Origin of the sequence: Phenylobacterium sp. (assembly GCF_004297125.1) — a bacterium.
GTDB lineage: Bacteria > Pseudomonadota > Alphaproteobacteria > Caulobacterales > Caulobacteraceae > Phenylobacterium.
Genome location: NZ_SCVD01000024.1, coordinates 13,704 through 30,711, shown reverse-complemented (window position 1 = coordinate 30,711; position 17,008 = coordinate 13,704). Strand labels below are relative to the sequence as shown.

At 64.8% G+C, this 17,008-nt stretch carries 16 protein-coding genes; 4 read left to right on the top strand and 12 right to left on the bottom strand.

Annotated features, from left to right (window positions below; translation table 11 throughout):
- Window positions 1-72 precede the first annotated feature (72 nt).
- Window positions 73-411 carry a PilZ domain-containing protein gene (locus tag EPO51_RS16370; RefSeq protein ID WP_293352464.1) on the top strand — a complete coding sequence of 113 codons (339 nt, stop codon included), beginning with the start codon at window positions 73-75 and terminating at the stop codon, window positions 409-411.
- Between the two features lie 16 nt (window positions 412-427).
- On the opposite strand, the gene EPO51_RS16365 is transcribed toward EPO51_RS16370, so the two are convergent.
- Both EPO51_RS16365 and EPO51_RS16360 read right to left on the bottom strand, forming a co-directional pair.
- A complete protein-coding gene (locus EPO51_RS16365) occupies window positions 428-1,690 on the bottom strand; it encodes a rhamnosyltransferase WsaF family glycosyltransferase (protein WP_293352462.1) in 1,263 nt (420 codons plus the stop codon).
- Window positions 1,691-1,862: 172 nt separating this feature from the next.
- Entirely contained in the window at window positions 1,863-3,155 is a 1,293-nt protein-coding gene (locus EPO51_RS16360; RefSeq protein ID WP_293352460.1) for an oligosaccharide flippase family protein, read from the bottom strand.
- Window positions 3,156-3,395: 240 nt separating this feature from the next.
- Here EPO51_RS16360 and EPO51_RS16355 point away from each other — a divergent pair, with 240 nt between their 5' ends.
- Window positions 3,396-3,782, top strand: a complete 387-nt coding sequence (locus EPO51_RS16355; RefSeq protein ID WP_293352458.1) for a hypothetical protein — start codon at window positions 3,396-3,398, stop codon at window positions 3,780-3,782.
- Window positions 3,783-3,803: 21 nt separating this feature from the next.
- On the opposite strand, the gene epsI is transcribed toward EPO51_RS16355, so the two are convergent.
- From epsI to EPO51_RS16320, 7 genes are read right to left on the bottom strand one after another with little or no spacing between them, the layout of a single operon-like run.
- Window positions 3,804-4,514, bottom strand: coding sequence for an exosortase-associated protein EpsI, V-type (gene epsI / locus EPO51_RS16350; RefSeq protein WP_293352456.1), 711 nt, complete (start codon window positions 4,512-4,514; stop codon window positions 3,804-3,806).
- Complete coding sequence (xrtV, locus tag EPO51_RS16345) at window positions 4,511-5,389, bottom strand: exosortase V (RefSeq protein ID WP_293352454.1); 879 nt, start codon at window positions 5,387-5,389, stop codon at window positions 4,511-4,513. The genes epsI and xrtV overlap by 4 nt, the downstream gene beginning before the upstream one ends.
- A gap of 1 nt (window position 5,390) precedes the next feature.
- A complete protein-coding gene (locus EPO51_RS16340) occupies window positions 5,391-6,101 on the bottom strand; it encodes a CpsD/CapB family tyrosine-protein kinase (RefSeq protein WP_293352452.1) in 711 nt (236 codons plus the stop codon).
- Window positions 6,098-7,450: a GumC family protein gene (locus tag EPO51_RS16335; RefSeq protein ID WP_293352450.1), complete on the bottom strand. Its 1,353-nt coding sequence runs from the start codon at window positions 7,448-7,450 to the stop codon at window positions 6,098-6,100. Before EPO51_RS16335 ends, EPO51_RS16340 begins: the two co-directional genes overlap by 4 nt.
- A gap of 18 nt (window positions 7,451-7,468) precedes the next feature.
- Entirely contained in the window at window positions 7,469-8,329 is an 861-nt protein-coding gene (locus EPO51_RS16330) for an SLBB domain-containing protein (RefSeq protein ID WP_293352448.1), read from the bottom strand.
- A gap of 43 nt (window positions 8,330-8,372) precedes the next feature.
- Window positions 8,373-9,611, bottom strand: coding sequence for an outer membrane beta-barrel protein (locus EPO51_RS16325; RefSeq protein ID WP_293352446.1), 1,239 nt, complete (start codon window positions 9,609-9,611; stop codon window positions 8,373-8,375).
- 55 nt (window positions 9,612-9,666) lie between these two features.
- Window positions 9,667-10,533 (bottom strand): hypothetical protein, encoded by an 867-nt coding sequence (locus tag EPO51_RS16320; RefSeq protein ID WP_293352444.1) that lies wholly within the window; start codon window positions 10,531-10,533, stop codon window positions 9,667-9,669.
- On the opposite strand from EPO51_RS16320, the gene welK reads away from it, so the two are divergent.
- Complete coding sequence (welK, locus tag EPO51_RS16315) at window positions 10,418-11,830, top strand: beta-1,4-glucuronosyltransferase WelK (RefSeq protein ID WP_363200918.1); 1,413 nt, start codon at window positions 10,418-10,420, stop codon at window positions 11,828-11,830. The two genes, EPO51_RS16320 and welK, sit on opposite strands and share 116 nt — an antisense overlap.
- A gap of 17 nt (window positions 11,831-11,847) precedes the next feature.
- On the opposite strand, the gene EPO51_RS16310 is transcribed toward welK, so the two are convergent.
- Window positions 11,848-12,960, bottom strand: a complete 1,113-nt coding sequence (locus EPO51_RS16310) for a right-handed parallel beta-helix repeat-containing protein (RefSeq protein ID WP_293352440.1) — start codon at window positions 12,958-12,960, stop codon at window positions 11,848-11,850.
- Window positions 12,961-13,061: 101 nt separating this feature from the next.
- On the opposite strand from EPO51_RS16310, the gene EPO51_RS16305 reads away from it, so the two are divergent.
- Complete coding sequence (locus EPO51_RS16305; protein WP_293352438.1) at window positions 13,062-14,864, top strand: O-antigen ligase family protein; 1,803 nt, start codon at window positions 13,062-13,064, stop codon at window positions 14,862-14,864.
- Between the two features lie 21 nt (window positions 14,865-14,885).
- On the opposite strand, the gene EPO51_RS16300 is transcribed toward EPO51_RS16305, so the two are convergent.
- A complete protein-coding gene (locus tag EPO51_RS16300) occupies window positions 14,886-15,632 on the bottom strand; it encodes a polysaccharide deacetylase family protein (RefSeq protein ID WP_293352436.1) in 747 nt (248 codons plus the stop codon).
- A gap of 79 nt (window positions 15,633-15,711) precedes the next feature.
- Window positions 15,712-16,905, bottom strand: a complete 1,194-nt coding sequence (locus EPO51_RS16295) for a glycosyltransferase family 4 protein (RefSeq protein ID WP_293352434.1) — start codon at window positions 16,903-16,905, stop codon at window positions 15,712-15,714.
- Window positions 16,906-17,008 lie beyond the last annotated feature (103 nt).

Genomic DNA, 17,008 nt, shown 5'->3' with positions numbered 1-17,008 from the left:
CGCGTCCACGCGCCGCACGGTAACCGTCACAAGCGAAGGACTTCTAAAGCGTTTTTCTGGTTAGGTAATCGGATGACTAACGCCCGATCCTTCCTCGACCGGCGCGCCGAACCGCGGGTATCTATCAATACGCGCGGCCGGATCATGCATGGCGACAAGCTGGGCATATGGGCCGACTGCGTCATCAAGGACCTGAGCGAGAGCGGCGCGAAGATTGAACTCTCGCATCTTCACAAGGTCCCGCCGCGCTTCATTCTGATCAATTTCCAGGCTGGGATGGCGTTCGAGGTCGTGCTGAAGTGGCGACGCGGCGACCTGGCCGGCATGGCCTTCGAAGTGAAGCACCCGTTGGATCAGGACGTCCCACCGCGCCTCGAGCCCGTCCGTCAGGCTTGGCTCGCCCTCCGCTAGCGAGGCGCCCGAGCCGTCAGCGGTCCCAGACCACCTTCAGGTCCGAAGCCAACTCCGACAGGAACGGCCATTCGGCGGGGTCCAGATATCCGGGCATCCGGGATTTGCCCTGCCAGCCGATATCCGGCTCGGCCTCGAACCGCTCGCATGCCTGGGCCAGCGCGTGGGCGATGGTCGCCGCGTCGATGTCGGGTATCGAGATGAAGTTGTCGTGGAGGGGCCCCAGGTCCTTGTTGGCGTACCGATTGGTGATCGTCAGCGCGCCGAAGTGGGCCATCTCGAGCGGCGGGTAGCTGGGATGCGGCGACGCCATCAGGGACAGGCCGACGGCGGTGGTCCGCAACGTGTTGGCATAGTCCTCGAGCGGCAGCTTCCCCAGCGAGCGAAGGGCCCGACCGGCCCCGATCGGCACAGGCTTGTGCGTCAGGCCCGCCGACGCGACGTCCCAATCCGCGAACTGAGGATATCGCGCCGCCCACAGCCTCAGGCCCTTCTCCACCGCAGGGAAGCAGTTCCGCGGGATCTGGGGGCGGCCGTAGACCAGGATGCGCTTGGTCTTGGCGATCGGTCCGGCCTCCAGCGCCGGACGCAGGCCCCGCGGGATCTTGGGCTCGAAGACGTAGCTGTGCTCGAGTTGATGGCCTTGCGCCTCGAAAAACGCGTGGAGCTGCGAGCTGTTGAACAGGCCCCAGCACGGCCGCCCCGGATCGAAGGCCAAACGCGCCAGCATGTGCGTAGACGAGAGCCTGTAGAACAGCGGCTCGTAGTCCTGGATCACGTACAGGAACGGTCGAGGAGCCCCGCCGAAGTGCGCCGCCTGCTGGTCGATGAGCGAACGGACGTTGAGCGCAATATACCAGTTATAGGCGATGAAAATGTCCCGCGAACGCACCTGTATGGTGGGAACTTCGGTGGTTCGGCGCGCGATCTCGACGGAGGCCGGATCCAGGCCGATCCCCGCCGCCCGACGATCGATGAAGCTGCGGTCCAGACGACGCTCGAAATCGTCGGTGATGATCCGTGCCTGGGCGCCGGTCCTCACACAGAGGTCCAGGAAGATGTCGATGGCCGTCGTCACGCCCCCGAACGCGCCAGCCGGGTCCACGCTCGGGATCACCAGCGAGAGGCGCGGGCGCGCATCGGCGTCTGGCGCCAAGGCGTAGTCGTGCAGGACGATGTCCTCGAGCGCCGGCGCGGCGAACAGGTCGCGGACATCGACCACAGCGTTGCGCAGCCCTGTCGGCATGTTGCGCTTTATGAATTCCCGCAGCTGCGGCATCCGTCTTCCTTCTTGAGCGTCCCCCGACGCGAACCCCCGGGTACTGGAGCTGGCCAGACATCGTGCGGGCGCGCGGCGCGGTACTTCGCACATTCACCCCGCGCAAGTGGCATGTCCCTTACGCCCCCCGTGCCCTTCCCGGCGAGGCTTCCTGCAGCGTGACTCGGTCAGCCTAGGCCACGGCCCAACTCCGCGCCAGAAGGAGGACGGCGGCCGAGGCCAGGAGCACGCGCGCGAATGAGACCACGATCAGCCGGCCATCGATCAGTTTGAGCCCACTGGCCGCATGGTACGATACGGCCAAGGACAGGGTCGCGCCGAACGCGAACGCCAGGGGGACGGCCAGGATCGAGAAGCCGAGGCTCACCAGGACCAACGCTGTGGGGAACGCAGCCGCCCGCATGATGGTGATCATTGGGAAACGCGCAGTAAGGCCGTTTGCCATCAGAAGTGTCGTGAGCCAGCTCTGTTCGAGTTGGATCATCTGCGCGATCGCTGCGGCGAACACCAGCGTTCCCAGGCCTACGAAGGCGGGCCCATAGAGAAGTCCCACCAGCGTCGGCCCAGCCAAGGTGATCGCAGCCAGAAACACGAGCGACCCACCGATGAAGAGCGCCGTAATTTGATTGATGTGCCGGCGCGAGAGGCCGGGTCCCCCGTCCCGTGGCGCCAGTCTCGGCAGCATGATGTTCATCGTCATGGAACCGGCCAGGCCCGTGACGCCTGCGCCGATCGCCGAGGCGGCCGCGTAGAACGCGAGCTGGGTCTTGCTGAAGGAGGCCGCGATCACCAGGCGGTCGCCCTGCGCCGAGGCCAGCAGCAGCGCGGCGTTCATGTAGATTGGCAACGAGAAGCGGCTGACCAGCCCCACCAGCTTGCCCCGGGGAATGAAGCTGTACTTCCCGTTCGCAAGCATGTGCGACAGCACGATCTGGGTAATCGCGTTGAGGTAAGCGCCCACAAGCACGGCCCAATAGCTCTTGGTCCATAAGGCGACCAAAGTCGTGGCCAGCAGCTCGACGGTGTAGATCGTCGCCTGAATCCCGGCCTCGCGTCCGAAGCGATGTTCGCGCTGCTGGAGCTTGTAGCTGAGGTTGACGAACCCGCGGATGGTGACGATGCCGCCCGTCAGCGCGATCGGCAGCCAGAGCTCAGGCGCGTCGAAGGCCCGGGACACCGGATACGACAGCAGCACGATGGCGAGGCCCACGACGGCCGACCCACCGACACGAAAGGCATGGGCCGTCCGCATCAGGTCGCTGCGATGTCCAAAGCGGCTTTGCACCACGAACCGGTCGATGCCTGCGTCGGCGAAGAGATCCAATGCCCCGGTGATCGAGATCAGAATGAGCGCCAGACCGTAATCGTGCGGCCCGAGGATCCGCGCGAGGAATACGCCGCGTAAGAAGGTGTTGGCGTAGATAAAGGCGTGAGATGAACCCACGACGAAGATGTTCTTGAGCATGCCGCCGCTCATCAGCGTCCGAACGGCCTGGGACAAAGATCTCAACGGCGTTTTCCCGGCTTCGGACCGCCCGCATCGATGGCGGAAGCGGCTGCGCCATAACTATGCCGGCGCGATCCAAACAAACCTCAAACATGGCCGGCCACGCACCGCTTTGGCGACAAGAGACGCCTGAACTGTTCGTTGCGCCGGGGCGAATGCCGGCTACCATGGGAGCCGGCGGACGCGAAGGCCCTACCTATGTTGCGGACCAGTTTAGTCTTTGTCTCGACCGCCCTGTTGCTGGCGGGCTGCGGCCGCGGGCTGACCCAGGTGGAGGAAGCGGCGGAAGACGCTCGAATCAGCACCGAGCGGATGATCGATAACGCCGAAGCCCGCAGCAATGCCAAGCAGGCGGAGATTTTCGCCATGGCCGCGAAGATGCGGCGCGAAGAGACGGAGAGCCGCGAAGGCCCCCGGTACGAGGCCCGCAAGGACGGCGCCGGCGACAACTGGATGATCTACGACAACAGGACCGGGGCACCTGCTACGATCGGGAACGAGGTCATGATGGGCCTGACCCGCGCGCAGGTTAGCGCCAAACTGTCTCACATGGCGAGCGACGGCGACCAAGTCTTCCGCAAGTAGAGGTTCTGGGCTGGCGGGCCATCAGGCCTTGGTCTGCGCCGCTAGCGCGTCCGCACGTTCCGTGCCGATGAGGACCTTGCGGTGCTTCGCTGGCGTCGCGGCGACCAGGGCGGTCACGAAGGTCTCGAGTTCTGTCCACGCGTCCGCCGGGCCCGTCGCGATAGTCGAGAACCTCGACAGCAGGCCGTCAGGAATGATCCCCTGCATCGCGATGCGGAATCGATCCTCGCGTTGCTGGCCGCCCGATGAAGGCAGGTATTCGCCCATGCGGGTCCAGTAGACGATGCTCTCGCGCCGGCTCTCGCTGTCGGCCAGAAGACGGCGTGCCGGGATCACGACCCCTTTCGCGAGATCCAGATTTGTCGGTTCGTTGCGCAGAAGCTCGAAACCGAAGGCCGGATAGCAGATTTCCGGCCGGTGCAGTTGGAGTTCGTCGGTCTGCCGTCCGCCGTAGGCGAGCAGCATGAACACCGAGGCTCCCGCCTCGTCGTTCGTATAGATGCGCGAGACCAACTGATTGTAGAGCCGCGCCGACAGGGTCTCCGGACCGTTGATCGCCATCGGGTCGCCGACGTCCTCGGATCGCCAAGGACCGAACTTCGCCGGCACGATGTTCGCCAGCGTCTCGTTCTTGGCCAGCAACGACACGTTGCGGCGCGGTTTGAGCGCCGCGCCGACACCGGCGGCCGCGACACAGGCGCCGCCGATCAGGAGGTCACGTCGAGCAATCACGATGCGGGCCGCCAGGACTTGGGAAGGGTGCGAGCGAGCAGGCTGTCCAGGGCGAAGACAAGCAGCAGGTCGATCGCGAACAGGAAGACGCCGGCGGCTTGGTGCGCGAAACCCTGCGCAACCTCGTCGCCGAAGAAGTAGGTCAGCAGGATCAGGATAATGATGCGGCCGATGTTGCCGACGATGGCGATTGGCACCACGAACAGCGTCAGGAGGCCCGCGTAACGCAGCGACGAACCTCGCAGAAGGTAGATGTAGAACAGGCTGATCGCCGAAAGACCGATGAGCGAGTTCATGCCGGAGCAGGCGTCTTCCACCAGGAGCTGGTACTGCGCCACCCGGATCGTGACGCCTTCGCGGGCGATGGGCAGGCCGACGAGGTACATCGCCTCCGTCGAGAAATACGAGACGAACTGCTTCAGCGGCGCGGTGATCTTGTCCAGCAGCCAGCCCGGCGGCGGGATCAGGAACGCCATGTAGAACAGCGGGAACCAGTTCTTCAGCAGCGCCGGCAGGCCGAACACCGAGTAGAGCATGGTCAGGCCGACGATATAGAGGCCCGCTGTCTCCAGACTGATGAAATCGAAGGCCCGGCCGAAGATGAAGAGCGGTAGCGCGACCAGGAGACCCAAGGCCAACAGCCAGGGCGAAGCAGGTCGGGCGTTCTCCTTGAATGAAGCCGCCTGCCGCCAGATCAGCCAGGCTCCCGTCGCCAGGATGATCGGACCATGCGCCCCCTCCTCCCGCGACCAGACCTGCTTGCCAAGCGTCGAGATCGTCGAGATCCCGAGCACGACGAAGCCCAGCAGCAACGGCCAGCGCGCCAGCCACGCCTTGAGCGCTTCCGAAGGCGGATTTGCGACGGCTTCCGTCATCTCAGTCCGCGTTCAAGAGGGTGCCGACCACCTTCACGTGGTCGTCGATCAACTGTTCGGCCAGGGTCTTCACGTCGGACACCAGGCTCCGGTTGCGGCGGGCCACCAGCAGGCTATAGCCGACCACATTGCTGATGCGGCGGCAGTCGGAGGATGTGTTCGCCGGCGGCGTGTCGACGATCGTCGCGTCGTATTCGCGCAGGCAATACTTCATCACCTCGTCGAACCACTCCCGCGCCAACAGTTCCTGGGTGTCGACCAACTCTTCGCCAGCGAACATGACCGAGAGGTTTGGATACACATCCTCCTCGATAAAGTCGCTAATGGCGGAACCTGGCGCGCGAAGGCATGCGCCTAGGCCGCCAGTTGGGCTGGCCGGCCGGATGAATTCCTGGATGCGTGGCGCGCGAAGGTCGGCGTCCACCAGCAGCACCTTCAGGCCGCTCTGGGCCAGGGCCACGGCTAGGTTCGCGGACACGAACGTGCACCCGACGCCCAGGCTTGCACCGCAGATCGCCAGCGCGCGTCGGCCCGCGTTGACATGCTGCGCCAGCACGTGAGTCCGGAGCACGCGGATGGATTCCGCGCCGGAGCTCAGCGGCGCCGAAAGCGTCACCAGGTTCGGAGAGAATTGCACTTCCGATTTCGCCAGGCTCGCACCATCGGGCGCGGCTCCACCGGGTCGTTCGGCCGTGCGTGTCGCACTCGTCACGTGGGCGCTCCGGTCCATCGGGGAAAGAGATTGCGAATGGCCCGACGGAGCTTACGCGCGGGATTCTTACCGCTGGGTTCCTCAATCACGGCGATGCAGTGGATGTCGCTCGACAGCTTGAGATCATCGACGCTGCGTACGCGACGATTCAGAAGTTCCAGGAGGAGCGCGAGGGCCATGCCCATCCCGAAGCCGAGGCCAACAGCGCCACCCAGGATCAGCGGCTTGTTCGGGAAGATGGGGCTCGACGGCGTCACCACGATACCCAGCGGCGTCACGCCAGAGTCGGAAACCGAAGCCTCGATCGTATACTGCGCAGCCTTGGCGGCCGCGGAGCGGTATTGGTCGCGACGAAGGTCCACCTCCGCCTGAAGTTGCCGCAGCCGCTCGACCTGGTCACGCTGGCCGATGACGCGCGCCTTCTGCTCCGCGAGCGCACGCGAGATCGCTGCGGCGCCTGCCGCGCCGCTGGTCACGGCGTTCTCATTCGCAGCCTCCTGGGCCGCGACCTTGGCGACCATGTCGCGCCGGATGCGCGCGGCCTGCATCTCAGGGTGGTTCGGGCCGAGCCGCTTTGCCGCGTCGGCGATCTGGGCGTCGATCTGGGCGAGTTGCATCGCCGCGCTCACGCCACCAGAAGCGGCGCTCGCCCCCGGCCCGAGCCCAACGGTCGCCTGCCCCGCGAGCGCGGCTAGGCGTTCGCTGTCAAGGTCGGACTCTCGCCCCTGCATGATGATGCCGGTGGCCTTTTCATACTGTGCCTTGGTGTTCTCGGCCGTCTCGGCAAGCTTCCGAGCTTCTTCGGCCTGGGCGTTGAAGAACTTCGCGTTGGCCGATGCATCTTTCAGGCGCTGCGCAAGGCTCGCCTGAAGGAAGGCGGTGCGCAGTGTCTCGGCGCCAACAGCGGCGATCTGCGGCGACGGCGCCCGGAAGGTGATGGCGAGCGTTGAGCCCGCGCCCTCGATGCTCGCCTTAGTGCTGCTCTCGACTTCCTGCGAGAGCCAGCGGCGAAAGTCGCGGGTGTCCGACGGGTCGCGCCGTGAATAGGCGCTTATGCGGGAGGGGTCAGTCAGCCATCCCAGAGCATCGACCACCGGACCCGTCACCGCATAATCCTTGGTGAGTTCGATCTGCGATTCGAAATACGCCGCACCCTCTCTCGCGCTGACGACCTCGCCGGTGACCGGGTCGGGTCGCAGCGCCATGTTCAGGACGACACGGGAAACCGCCTCGTATCGCGGTTGGACGATCGACACGACGATATACGCGCCGACGAAAGAGCATATGACGGCGATCAGTACGATCAGCCGTCGCGCCCAGAATATTCTAAGGAACTGAAGGATGTTCATGGGATCGGGCCCGGGTCCTTAGAACAGCCGCTCGCCGACGGTGAGAATGTCGGAGGGCTCCACGATGGTTTCGTCCAGCTTGACGCTCTTCACCGTCTCACCCTTCCGGTTAATCTTTACCTTCTTGTCGCTGCCGGACTCGGTGAGGCCGCCCGCGCGGGCCAGAGCCATACGGAGCGTCAGGCCCTCCGTCACGGGATAGGAGCCCGGATTCTTGACCTGGCCGGTAATGTAGAACAGCGCTGTCTGCGCCGCAGGGACATAGATCTTGTCGCCATTGTTGACATAGGGATCCTGTTCACCGCTTCCGGTGGCAAGATCGGCCATCTTGTACTGCTTCGAGGCGCCGGTCTCCGGGGTGAGAATGACATAGTCGACGCCGGCCTCGCTCTTGCCCCCCGCGCGGGCGAGGATTTCCGAGAGGCGATAGCGCCGATCCAGCGCCATCAGACCCGGCGCGCCCACGGCGCCCAGGATCGTCACGTAGCGGCTGGCCACGCCCACGACATCGATCCGCACGACCGGGTTCGAGAAGTATCCGCCTTTCTCCAGGGCCGCCCGGACCTCATCGGCGAGTTGCCCCGGAGTCCGGTTGGTCGCGGGGACCGCGCCGAGGAACGGCAGAAGCACGGCGCCGTCGCTGCCGATCCGCGCGCGGCCATTGAAGTCGGAGCGTCCGACAACCGCCACCTCGATGGTATCCCCGATGCCCAGGGTGTACTGCCGGTCGCCGGCGAGGTCGGTCGAAAACAGGGACGCGGCTGGCGGAGTCGCGGCGGGCGGAATTGCGGCCGTCGGAGCGGCGGCAGGCGCGGCCGGCACGGGCTGCGCGAAAGCAGCCAGCGGCGCGGCCAATACGAACACCAGGGCCAGCATCATCCGGGTTATAGAGAAGCGCATCTCATGGTCTCCGCAGGCAAACTCAGAAAGACTTCTTCGCTGTGACGCCCACTTGGTAGGCCGTATAGTCGAACACGTCGGGGTTTGACGTCCGTTTGGTTTGGTTGACGTTCAGAGAGACTGTAGCGGTCCTGCCCAACTGCATCGAGACCTGGGCAAACAGCGCTCGCGTCCGTTCGTCCGTCGGAACATCGAGAAGCACCTGGGTTCTTCCCTTGTAGTCTGTCTTGGCCCATCTGGCGCCGAACGAGGACTGGATACGAGATGACAAAGAGTAGCGCGCGCTGAGGCCCACCGACTCGTCCAGGATGTAGTCGTAGCCTTCGACGATCGAAGGCGCCGCACCTCGTGAGTAAATAAGATTAAGGCCCATGCGGGAGTTGAGCCGGTAATCCAATGCGCCGGTGCCCGACAGATTCGATGAGCTGCCGATCAGGGGATCGCTGCTGTCAACCGTCTGATATGTGATGCTGGCGTTGCCGCTGAGGCGGTTTCCGATCTCGCGCGAATACTGCAGCCCGATATTGTATGCGTTGAACCCGGGTTGGTTCCGGACCAGCGGGTTGGCGCTCTCGCCGTAGCTCGATCTTGTATAGCCGCCGATGACCTGCACCGTTCCCAATCGCCGGTTGCCATAGCCAAAGCCGCCGTTGAGAGACACAGAGTCGGAATCGACGAGGTTGAAGTCGGCGCTGTTGCTGGTGTCGCTCGCGCTGACACCCAGGAACCCGGTCAGGCCGGTACCGACGAAGCACGAGGTCTGGGCAGCGACGCTTCGGGTTGTTTGACGATTGCGGGTAACCCGCAGCGGCAGGTCCTCAAGGTCGCTTTGCCGAACCGCGTAACCACCGGTCAAACTAAGGCCGCACGGCCCCAGCCGCGCCATGCCGCCACCAGAGACGTCTACCCGCCCGCTTTCGAGTTGCTTGTTATATTTATGGAAGTCATATCCCCCCGCCGCGCTCAGAAACACCAGATTCCGACCGAGCGGCCGGTTGACGGTCACTAAGACACTGGGGGAGTAGGTGACTTCACTCTTGTGGAGATCCCGCGCGACGGCGATCTGGTCTTGCCCCCTCGCCGCATTGCTATCGTAGAGGATCGCTCCGATCACATCGACGGTGAACGGTTTTTGCGCGCCGCCAGCCGACGGCATGCCGCCCCCCGCCTGCGCATGAGCCGACCCAGCGCACAGCACAACGCCCCCTGCGCCGACGGCAAGCGCCACCCAACAACTGCGCCGCCGTTCGTTAAGCGTCATGACCCTGCCTTGCCTCACCGCTTGATCCGTTCCCGTCCGGACAGCGCCAACATACCTATTTCTTAGGCGCGGCGGCCGGCGCGGCGGCCTTTTTCGGCTGCTGCGGCTCATACGCCTTGGCGTATTTGATCTCCTTCTTGGATGCAGCCACCACCGAGCTGAACTGCCGCTGAATGGCTTCGCGCGTCCGCTGGTTCTTCAGCAGCGCGGTCGCATGGCGAACGGCCTGATCGCCGGTGAGCGGCACGACGCGGGTCTCACGAATGCGATTCGCGACCAGGACGTTGCCGTTCGGGACGACGAACACCTCACCAGGGGGAAGCTTGATGATCTGGGCGGTGAACCGCGGATCCAGGCCCAGGGCGTCGATCTCGCCTTCGGCGCGACGCGACGGGATGTTCCGGCTGGCCAGCAGCGCGGCGACATCCTCGAGCGTTGTCAGGGGCCGCATGGCTTCGGCAAGGCTGGGGTCGGTCGGCCGCGGGAAGCTGAGCTGATCCACCACCCACACCTTGCGGGCGGCGTACATGTCGGGATGCTCGGCGATGAACTTGTCGGCCTCGACCTTGCTCGGCTCAGGCGTCAGCTTGGCGATCTGCGCCTGCCAGGAGCGGACCAGCAGGGCCTCGTGCATCGCCTTTTCTTGCTGCGCGAATTCCGGCGTCTTGGCCACCCCGGCCTTCTCCGCCGCCTGAGCCAGCGCCTTGCGCGACAGGATGTTGTTCAGCGCCTGCTGCTCGGCCTGTTTGCGGACCTGCGCGTTCGGGGCCTGGAAGGCGCCCATCTCGTTGCGAAGCTCGGTGGCGGTGATCTCCTTGCCGTCGAACGTGGCGACGACCTGGCCCTTGGGCTCCTTGTCACCGCAGGCTGCGAGCAGCAGGCAAACCGAAACGGCCAAGGACAGGCCACGGAATGAGCGCATTTTGTATTGCCCCTTGTTGGTCTACCGAGCGTCAACGGGGTCGCGGGACCAAGCCGGCGCGCCAGCCCCTTCCCTCCCAAATCACCGCAGTGTCTCGCTCCGGTACAATATCGCTTGTGAACAATGTGTGAGCAAGGGTCGGCGGACGCCGCCTGCGGAGCGCCCATCGCGTCCGCCAGGCTCGCATGGTTTGTTTGCGAATAGCGTGCCAAAAGCCCGCCGAAATGTCCGGGAGCAGCAAGCCTTGAGTTCCACAAGCGAAGGTCGTGATCCCAGGCCGTCGTCGCGGCCGCTTCGCCTGTGCCTGGCGGGATCCGGGGGCGGCCATGTGCGCCAGATCCTCGATCTGGAGCCTGCGTGGTCGGCCTACGACTACTTCTTCGTCACCGAGGACACTGCGCTGGGGCACAGCCTCTCGGCCCAGCACCGCACGCACTTCGTCCCGCACTACGCGGCGGGCCAGGCGCGCATGCATGGCGTGTTCACGATGCTGCGCGGCGCGGTGCAGAACTTCTTCCGCTCGGCCGCGATCATGCTCAAGGAACGGCCCGACGTGGTGGTCAGCACCGGCGCCGGGGCAGTGTTCTTCGCGGTCCTGTGGGGCCGGCTGCTGGGCGCGCACGTGGTGGTGGTCGAGTCCTTCGCGAGGTTCGACGGCCCGTCGCTCTTCGGGCGGCTGGCCGCGCCGCTGGCGCATGACGTGGTGGTCCAGTCGAAGGCCCTGGCGTCCTACTATCCCAAGGCCAAGGTGTTCGATCCCCTGCGCCTGCTGGACGGGCCGCGCCCCGACAAGCAGCAACTGCTGTTCGCGACGGTGGGCGCCACCCTGCCCTTCGACCGCCTGGTGAGTTCGGTCGCCGAGCTGAAGGCGGCCGGCGAGATTCCCCACGACCTCGTGGTGCAGACCGGCGTCGGCGGGTTGAAACCCGACGGCCTGGGCGCAGTCGAGACCATGCCGTTCCAGGACATTCAGGATCTGCTCGTCAAAGCTGACGTGGTCGTGTGCCACGGCGGTACAGGATCGCTGATCACCGCCCTGCGCCAGGGTTGCCACGTCATCGCCATGCCCCGGCTGTCCAGCCTGGGCGAGCACTACGACGACCACCAATCGGAGATCACCGAGGCCTTCGCCGCGCGCGGGCTGGTCCAGCTGGCCCGGAACGCCGACGAACTCCGCACGGCCCTGGCGGCGACGCAGACACGGGAGCCGCGACGCGCGACGACGGAACCCGCCGAATTGATCGCGTTCCTGAAATCAGTGTTCGAAACGCGGGCGGCGAAGACTGGGCGCGGCTGACCCGCGCGCGGAACGGCTCAGTTTTCCTGGGGCAAGGGCGGCAATTCCAGCGCAGAAACGTCGCCAACCTTGCCTAGCTTCAGCCGCTTGTTGTCCTTGAACTTGGCGCTCTTGTTGTCCTTGTCGACATAGTCCGTACTGCGGTTGTTCGAGATCACGGCGTTCACTGCGCCCTCCGCCATGATCCAAGAACTCTGGTCCACATAGCCCTGGACGATGTTGTTGGTGATACTGAGGTTCCGGCCCTTGCCGATCGCTATGCCATTCCACATCGCGCCGACGACCTTGTTGCCCGAGATCGTTACGTCCACGTACGCCAGATCGGCCTCATTTCCCATGAAGATGCCCTGGGTAATGTCACCCTTGCCGCGAACGATCACGTTGTCGGTGATCATGATGTCGTGAACCTCGGCCTTCTGGTTCACCGTGAAGAACTGGATCGCGTCCGGGTGATCCCCCGGGGCGGTGTGGAAATCGGTGAAGTGATTGCCCGTAATCGTGATGTTCGACGTACCGGTGGTCTGGACGCCATCCCCTCGGATATCCCTGAATCGGCTTCCCGAGATCGTGACGTAGTTGCTGTCCACGTTGCGAACGGCCGTACCCAGGTCATGGAAGTCCGTGTCGTTGACGATGACGTTGGTGCTGTTGCGGAATAACAGGCCGCCATTCTGAGCGCCGGGCGGGCCATGGACGTCCAGGCTGCTGAGGCGAACGCCGCTGCAGGCATTCACATTCAGAGCGGTCTGAGTGCGCTGGTTAATGGTGACCTCGATATCCTCGAAGGACAGCCCGCTGCAGTCGGCGAGTTCAATGCCCGCCATGGTGACTCTGTTCTTCGGATCGGCCGACTTGATGGTCACGCCGGAACCACCGTATTTCGCGCCGCGCAAGCCAAGGGCGCTGTATTGACCCGGCGCCAGCAGGTAGGTGTCGCCGCCACGCGCGGTCATCAGGGCCGTGAACAGTTCCTGGGTTGTCTTGACGGTCACGGTCTTCGCCTTCGGCGCTTCGGCGACCTCCTGAGCCGCGGGCGCCGGCTTGGTTTGCGCGTCGTTGCATGCGATCAGTAAGGGGCCTCCGACGGCCGCCGCGATCACGACGACAAACTTGGATCGAACTTTCAGCATGGCTCTCGGTATCCAGCGCGCTTCAGCAGGGATCGACGCGTCTCTTGGACCGCCTGGGTTGCTGAACCCCTCGTCAATGACTGGAGCGTAGCATCCAGGCCATGCTCCAGAAAGTGGTTGGGTTCCTCCGAGCCCTGGACAGCAACGCCGACATTAGGCCGGAGACGCCCCGCGCGTGGCTTCTGTGGGGCGCTGCGCTGGTCATTCGCTGGCTGACGTGGGTCGTGCTGTGGCCCTGGCGCAAGCTCACCGAGCCGCGCTTCGCGATCATGCGCCCCTACATCAATCCGCGCCATCCGGCCCGGATCATCGCCAGGATCGTCTTCCCGATCGCGCTCGGCATAATCTGCGTTGCCTATGGCTTCATGTTCGGGCTGACGGCGCCCTATCTACTGGTGCCGTTCGCGGTGCCGATCGTTATCCTGGTCTTGCTCGCGATCTGGGCGCTGCCTGAGACCCACAACGCGCCCACCACGTCGATGGAAGCCTTCTATGCGGGAGTCCTCATCAGCCTTCTGGTGTGGCCCAACTATCTGGCGCTCTCGCTGCCCGGCCTGCCCTGGATCACGGCCCTGCGGCTCACCAGCTTCCCGCTCGCTCTTCTGTTCTTGATATCCCTCTCGTCGTCTTCGGTCTTCCGCGGCGAACTGGCCGAAACGCTAAGGGCGCCGCCCGGCTTCTGGTTCGCCGCCTCATCGTTTCTGGCGATCCAATTTATAACTATCCCGCTTTCAAAAGACCCGGCGGCCTCCCTGAACACTGCGGCCTTGGCGCAAGTCAACTGGACGACCATGTTCCTTGTTGGCATGTGGGTCGCGCGGAAACCTGGGAGGGTCGAACGCTACGCCACGCTTTTCATCATGTTGAGTTTGCCAATGGCGATTGTCGCCATATTTGAGAACATGATGAAGCATCCCCTGTGGCTGAACCACGTACCGCCTTTTCTCAAAATCGACGATGCTCTGGCCGCAAAGTACATGCAAGTAATTCTTCGCGGAGATATGTATAGAGCAAAATCCATTTACGCCAGCCCCCTATCATTTGCAGAGTGTCTTGCGCTATTCACGCCATTTTGCATTCATTTCGCGATGCAAAAATACAGTGTATGGTTTCGAGTATTATGCGCATTGCTCATCCCAACCTTCTTTCTCTGCATCCGAATGACGGACGCGCGGCTCGGTATTTTGGGAATGATGGCGTCCTTTCTGGCATATTACTTGCTCTGGGCGCTCCTTCAACTCGGTAGGAACGCGCGAAGCCTGATGGCCGCCGCCGTCGTCTATGCCTATCCTGCTGCTTTCGGCTTCGCGATCATGGCGGTGATGTTCGTTCACAAGGTGCGCGTCCTCGTGCTTGGCGGCGGCGAAGCGGCCAGTAGCAACGATGCGCGCCAGGAGCAGATCAACCTGGGCGTGCCGAAGATCTTCGGGCAGCCTTGGGGCCATGGCGCGGGCACGGCCGCCGAAACGCTGGGATTTTCCCCCGGCGGCTTCACGACGATCGACAACTACTACCTTTCGATCGGGCTGGACTACGGGGTCCTGGGCTTCCTCGCCTTCTATGGCATGTTCGTACTCGCGATCGCCGCCGCGGTCCGGACGATCCTGAAGAGCCCCGCGGCGCTCGACACCCGCGAAAAGACACTGCTGTTGCCGCTGGCCGTCTCCGCGACGGTCTTCGTGATCATCCGGGGCGTGCTGAGCCAGGACGACAACCACGCCCTCGCCTTCTCGATGCTGGGTTTCCTGGTGGGCATGGTCTACCGCGTCAGAAAGACCGCCAAGGAACAGCAGGACCTGCTGGATGCGGAGCGCGCGGCGCTGGCGGCCGCGCCCCGGAACAGGGCGACTCCCCGGATGCGTGCGCTGACGATGCGCTCGGCGACCACGGAACCCGGGCGCTAAGCCTTCAGAGGCGGGCGACGATCAGCGCCGGAACCATGCGGAGAGGCGCGGGCCGCCATCCGCCAGCAGATCGCCGACAGCGCCTGGAGCCAGGTTGCGCGCCGCGAGCCCATCCAGGATCAACTCGACCATCCTGACCCGGTCGAAGGTCGGCAGGGCTTCTCCCTCGGGCTTCTCGAGGCCGTCGTGCATCAGCACGATGTCGCCGCCCTTCACCGGTCCCAGCACCTTGCCAGCCGCGGTCTCGGGCGCCTGTTCGGCCCAATCTTCGGCATAGGGGCCCCAGGAGACCACCTCCAGGCCCTCGAAACGGGCCATCATGTAGGTGGACAGGCTCTGCGACCCGAACGGCGGGCGGAAGAACCGGACGGGTCCCGTCAGGCTCTCCAGCCACGCGCGCGCCGCGCGGACCCGCCTGCGGGCCTCGCCAAGCCGCATCCGCGTCAGTCGATCATGACGATCGAAATGCAGGCCGATCTCATGCCCTTCCTCGGCGATGCGACGCAGAAGCTCGGGGCGGTCCGCCGCCTTGTCGGTCAGGACGAAGAACGTCGCCCTCACGCCCCGCGTGCGCAACAAGTCGAGAAGCCTGGGCGTGACGACCGGATCCGGGCCGTCATCGAAGGTAAGGGCGACCTTGTTGCTGGGTCCCTTGGCGCCGTGGATCGAGCCCACCGGGGCCAGGATCGGATCGATCATGCCCTTGAGGCGCCGCCGTGACGCAGGCCCGAGCGACTTGCGGGCCACATCTGACATCAGCGTAAGCATGGGGTTCCCGCTCCGTGGTCACAGGCGATCCGCTGCGGCTCTCGCATGAAATACGCCGCTCCGTCCTCTGCGCGAGGCCTCACCGCTGAGTCGCCGCCTTCGGCGGGTCGGTCGATTCCCTGCCCAGCCGAGCTTCGATCTCGCCGCGCACCGCGGCCGCCCAAGCCGCCCAGTTCAGCCGCTCTCGGCTCAGGCTGTGGGCCGCATAGGCCATCTGCACGTAGCGTCGTCGATCGCTCAGCAGGTCGATCAGGGCGTCCGCAAAGGCCGCCGGGGGCGCACCCTCGTCCAGGAGGACCCCCGTCTCGCCATCGATCACCATCGAAGGCACGCCGCCGGTCCGGTAGCTGACGGCGGGCAGAGCGAACGAGGCGGCTTCCGCGAAGACGATGCCCAGCGCGTCGAACTGGGTCGGGAGGAAGAAGACGTGGGCGCCCGCGAAAAGCGACTTTATCCGCTCGTCGTCGGCCGGCACGTTCTTGTCGAGAAAGCCATGGAACGTGACGCCTTCGACCTGCGTCGGCTGCGGCGGCCGGCTGCCGACGACGTCGAGATGGACGCGATGCCCACGCCGCCGCATCTCGGCGACGGTCTCCAGCGCGATGTCACCGCCCTTGCCCGCCCAGTTGGCTCCGACGAAGAGCAGTCGCCATTCTCCAGTCGGACGGCTCTCGGGCGGAACGATCTGCTCGGCGACGAGGTTCGCGCCCCAGGGAATCTGCACGACCCTGTCCGGCGCCCCGCCGTGATCGTTCACGGCCGAGCGGCTCGCCCAGTCCGACGGGAACAGGGAGAAGCTCGCCTTCTGTATGCAGGCGCTCTCGAGCGCTGACGCCTTCTTCTTCAGCCAGGGCGCCAGCGCCTTGTGGCGCGGATTGTAGTCCACCATGGAGGCCAGCGTGGCGTCCGACACGAAGATGGTCGGAGCATGCTTCACCAACTCGGCGCAGATTGGTGTGATCGCCACGGCGACGACGGCGTCGCAGCCGCTGGTGGTGATGTCGGCGATCGTCTTAGAGGCGGCTAGCGTCGTCCAGAGCGGCCACCAATAGATGTCGATGGCGCCACGGCTCAGCCGGCGAACCCCTCTGCGCACCAAATCGAACCAGGGCGCCCAGGGCTTACGGATCACCGGCGCGACGTCGAACTCCCGCGCCAGCGCGTCGAGCATGTGCAGCGGTGTGCCCGACCAGGTGAGGACGTCCTTGGGGTCGCCGGCGCACACGAATGCGAGGCGAAGACGTCCGCCGGCCTGCTCAGATGACCGCCTCAAGAAAGCACCCCTACCCCTGTTCGGACGCGCGACACCCGGTCGACGCGATCATCTCATTCGTTCGGCTCGCGCGCGTCCCGAATGTCCCGCGTGCTCGGTTCTA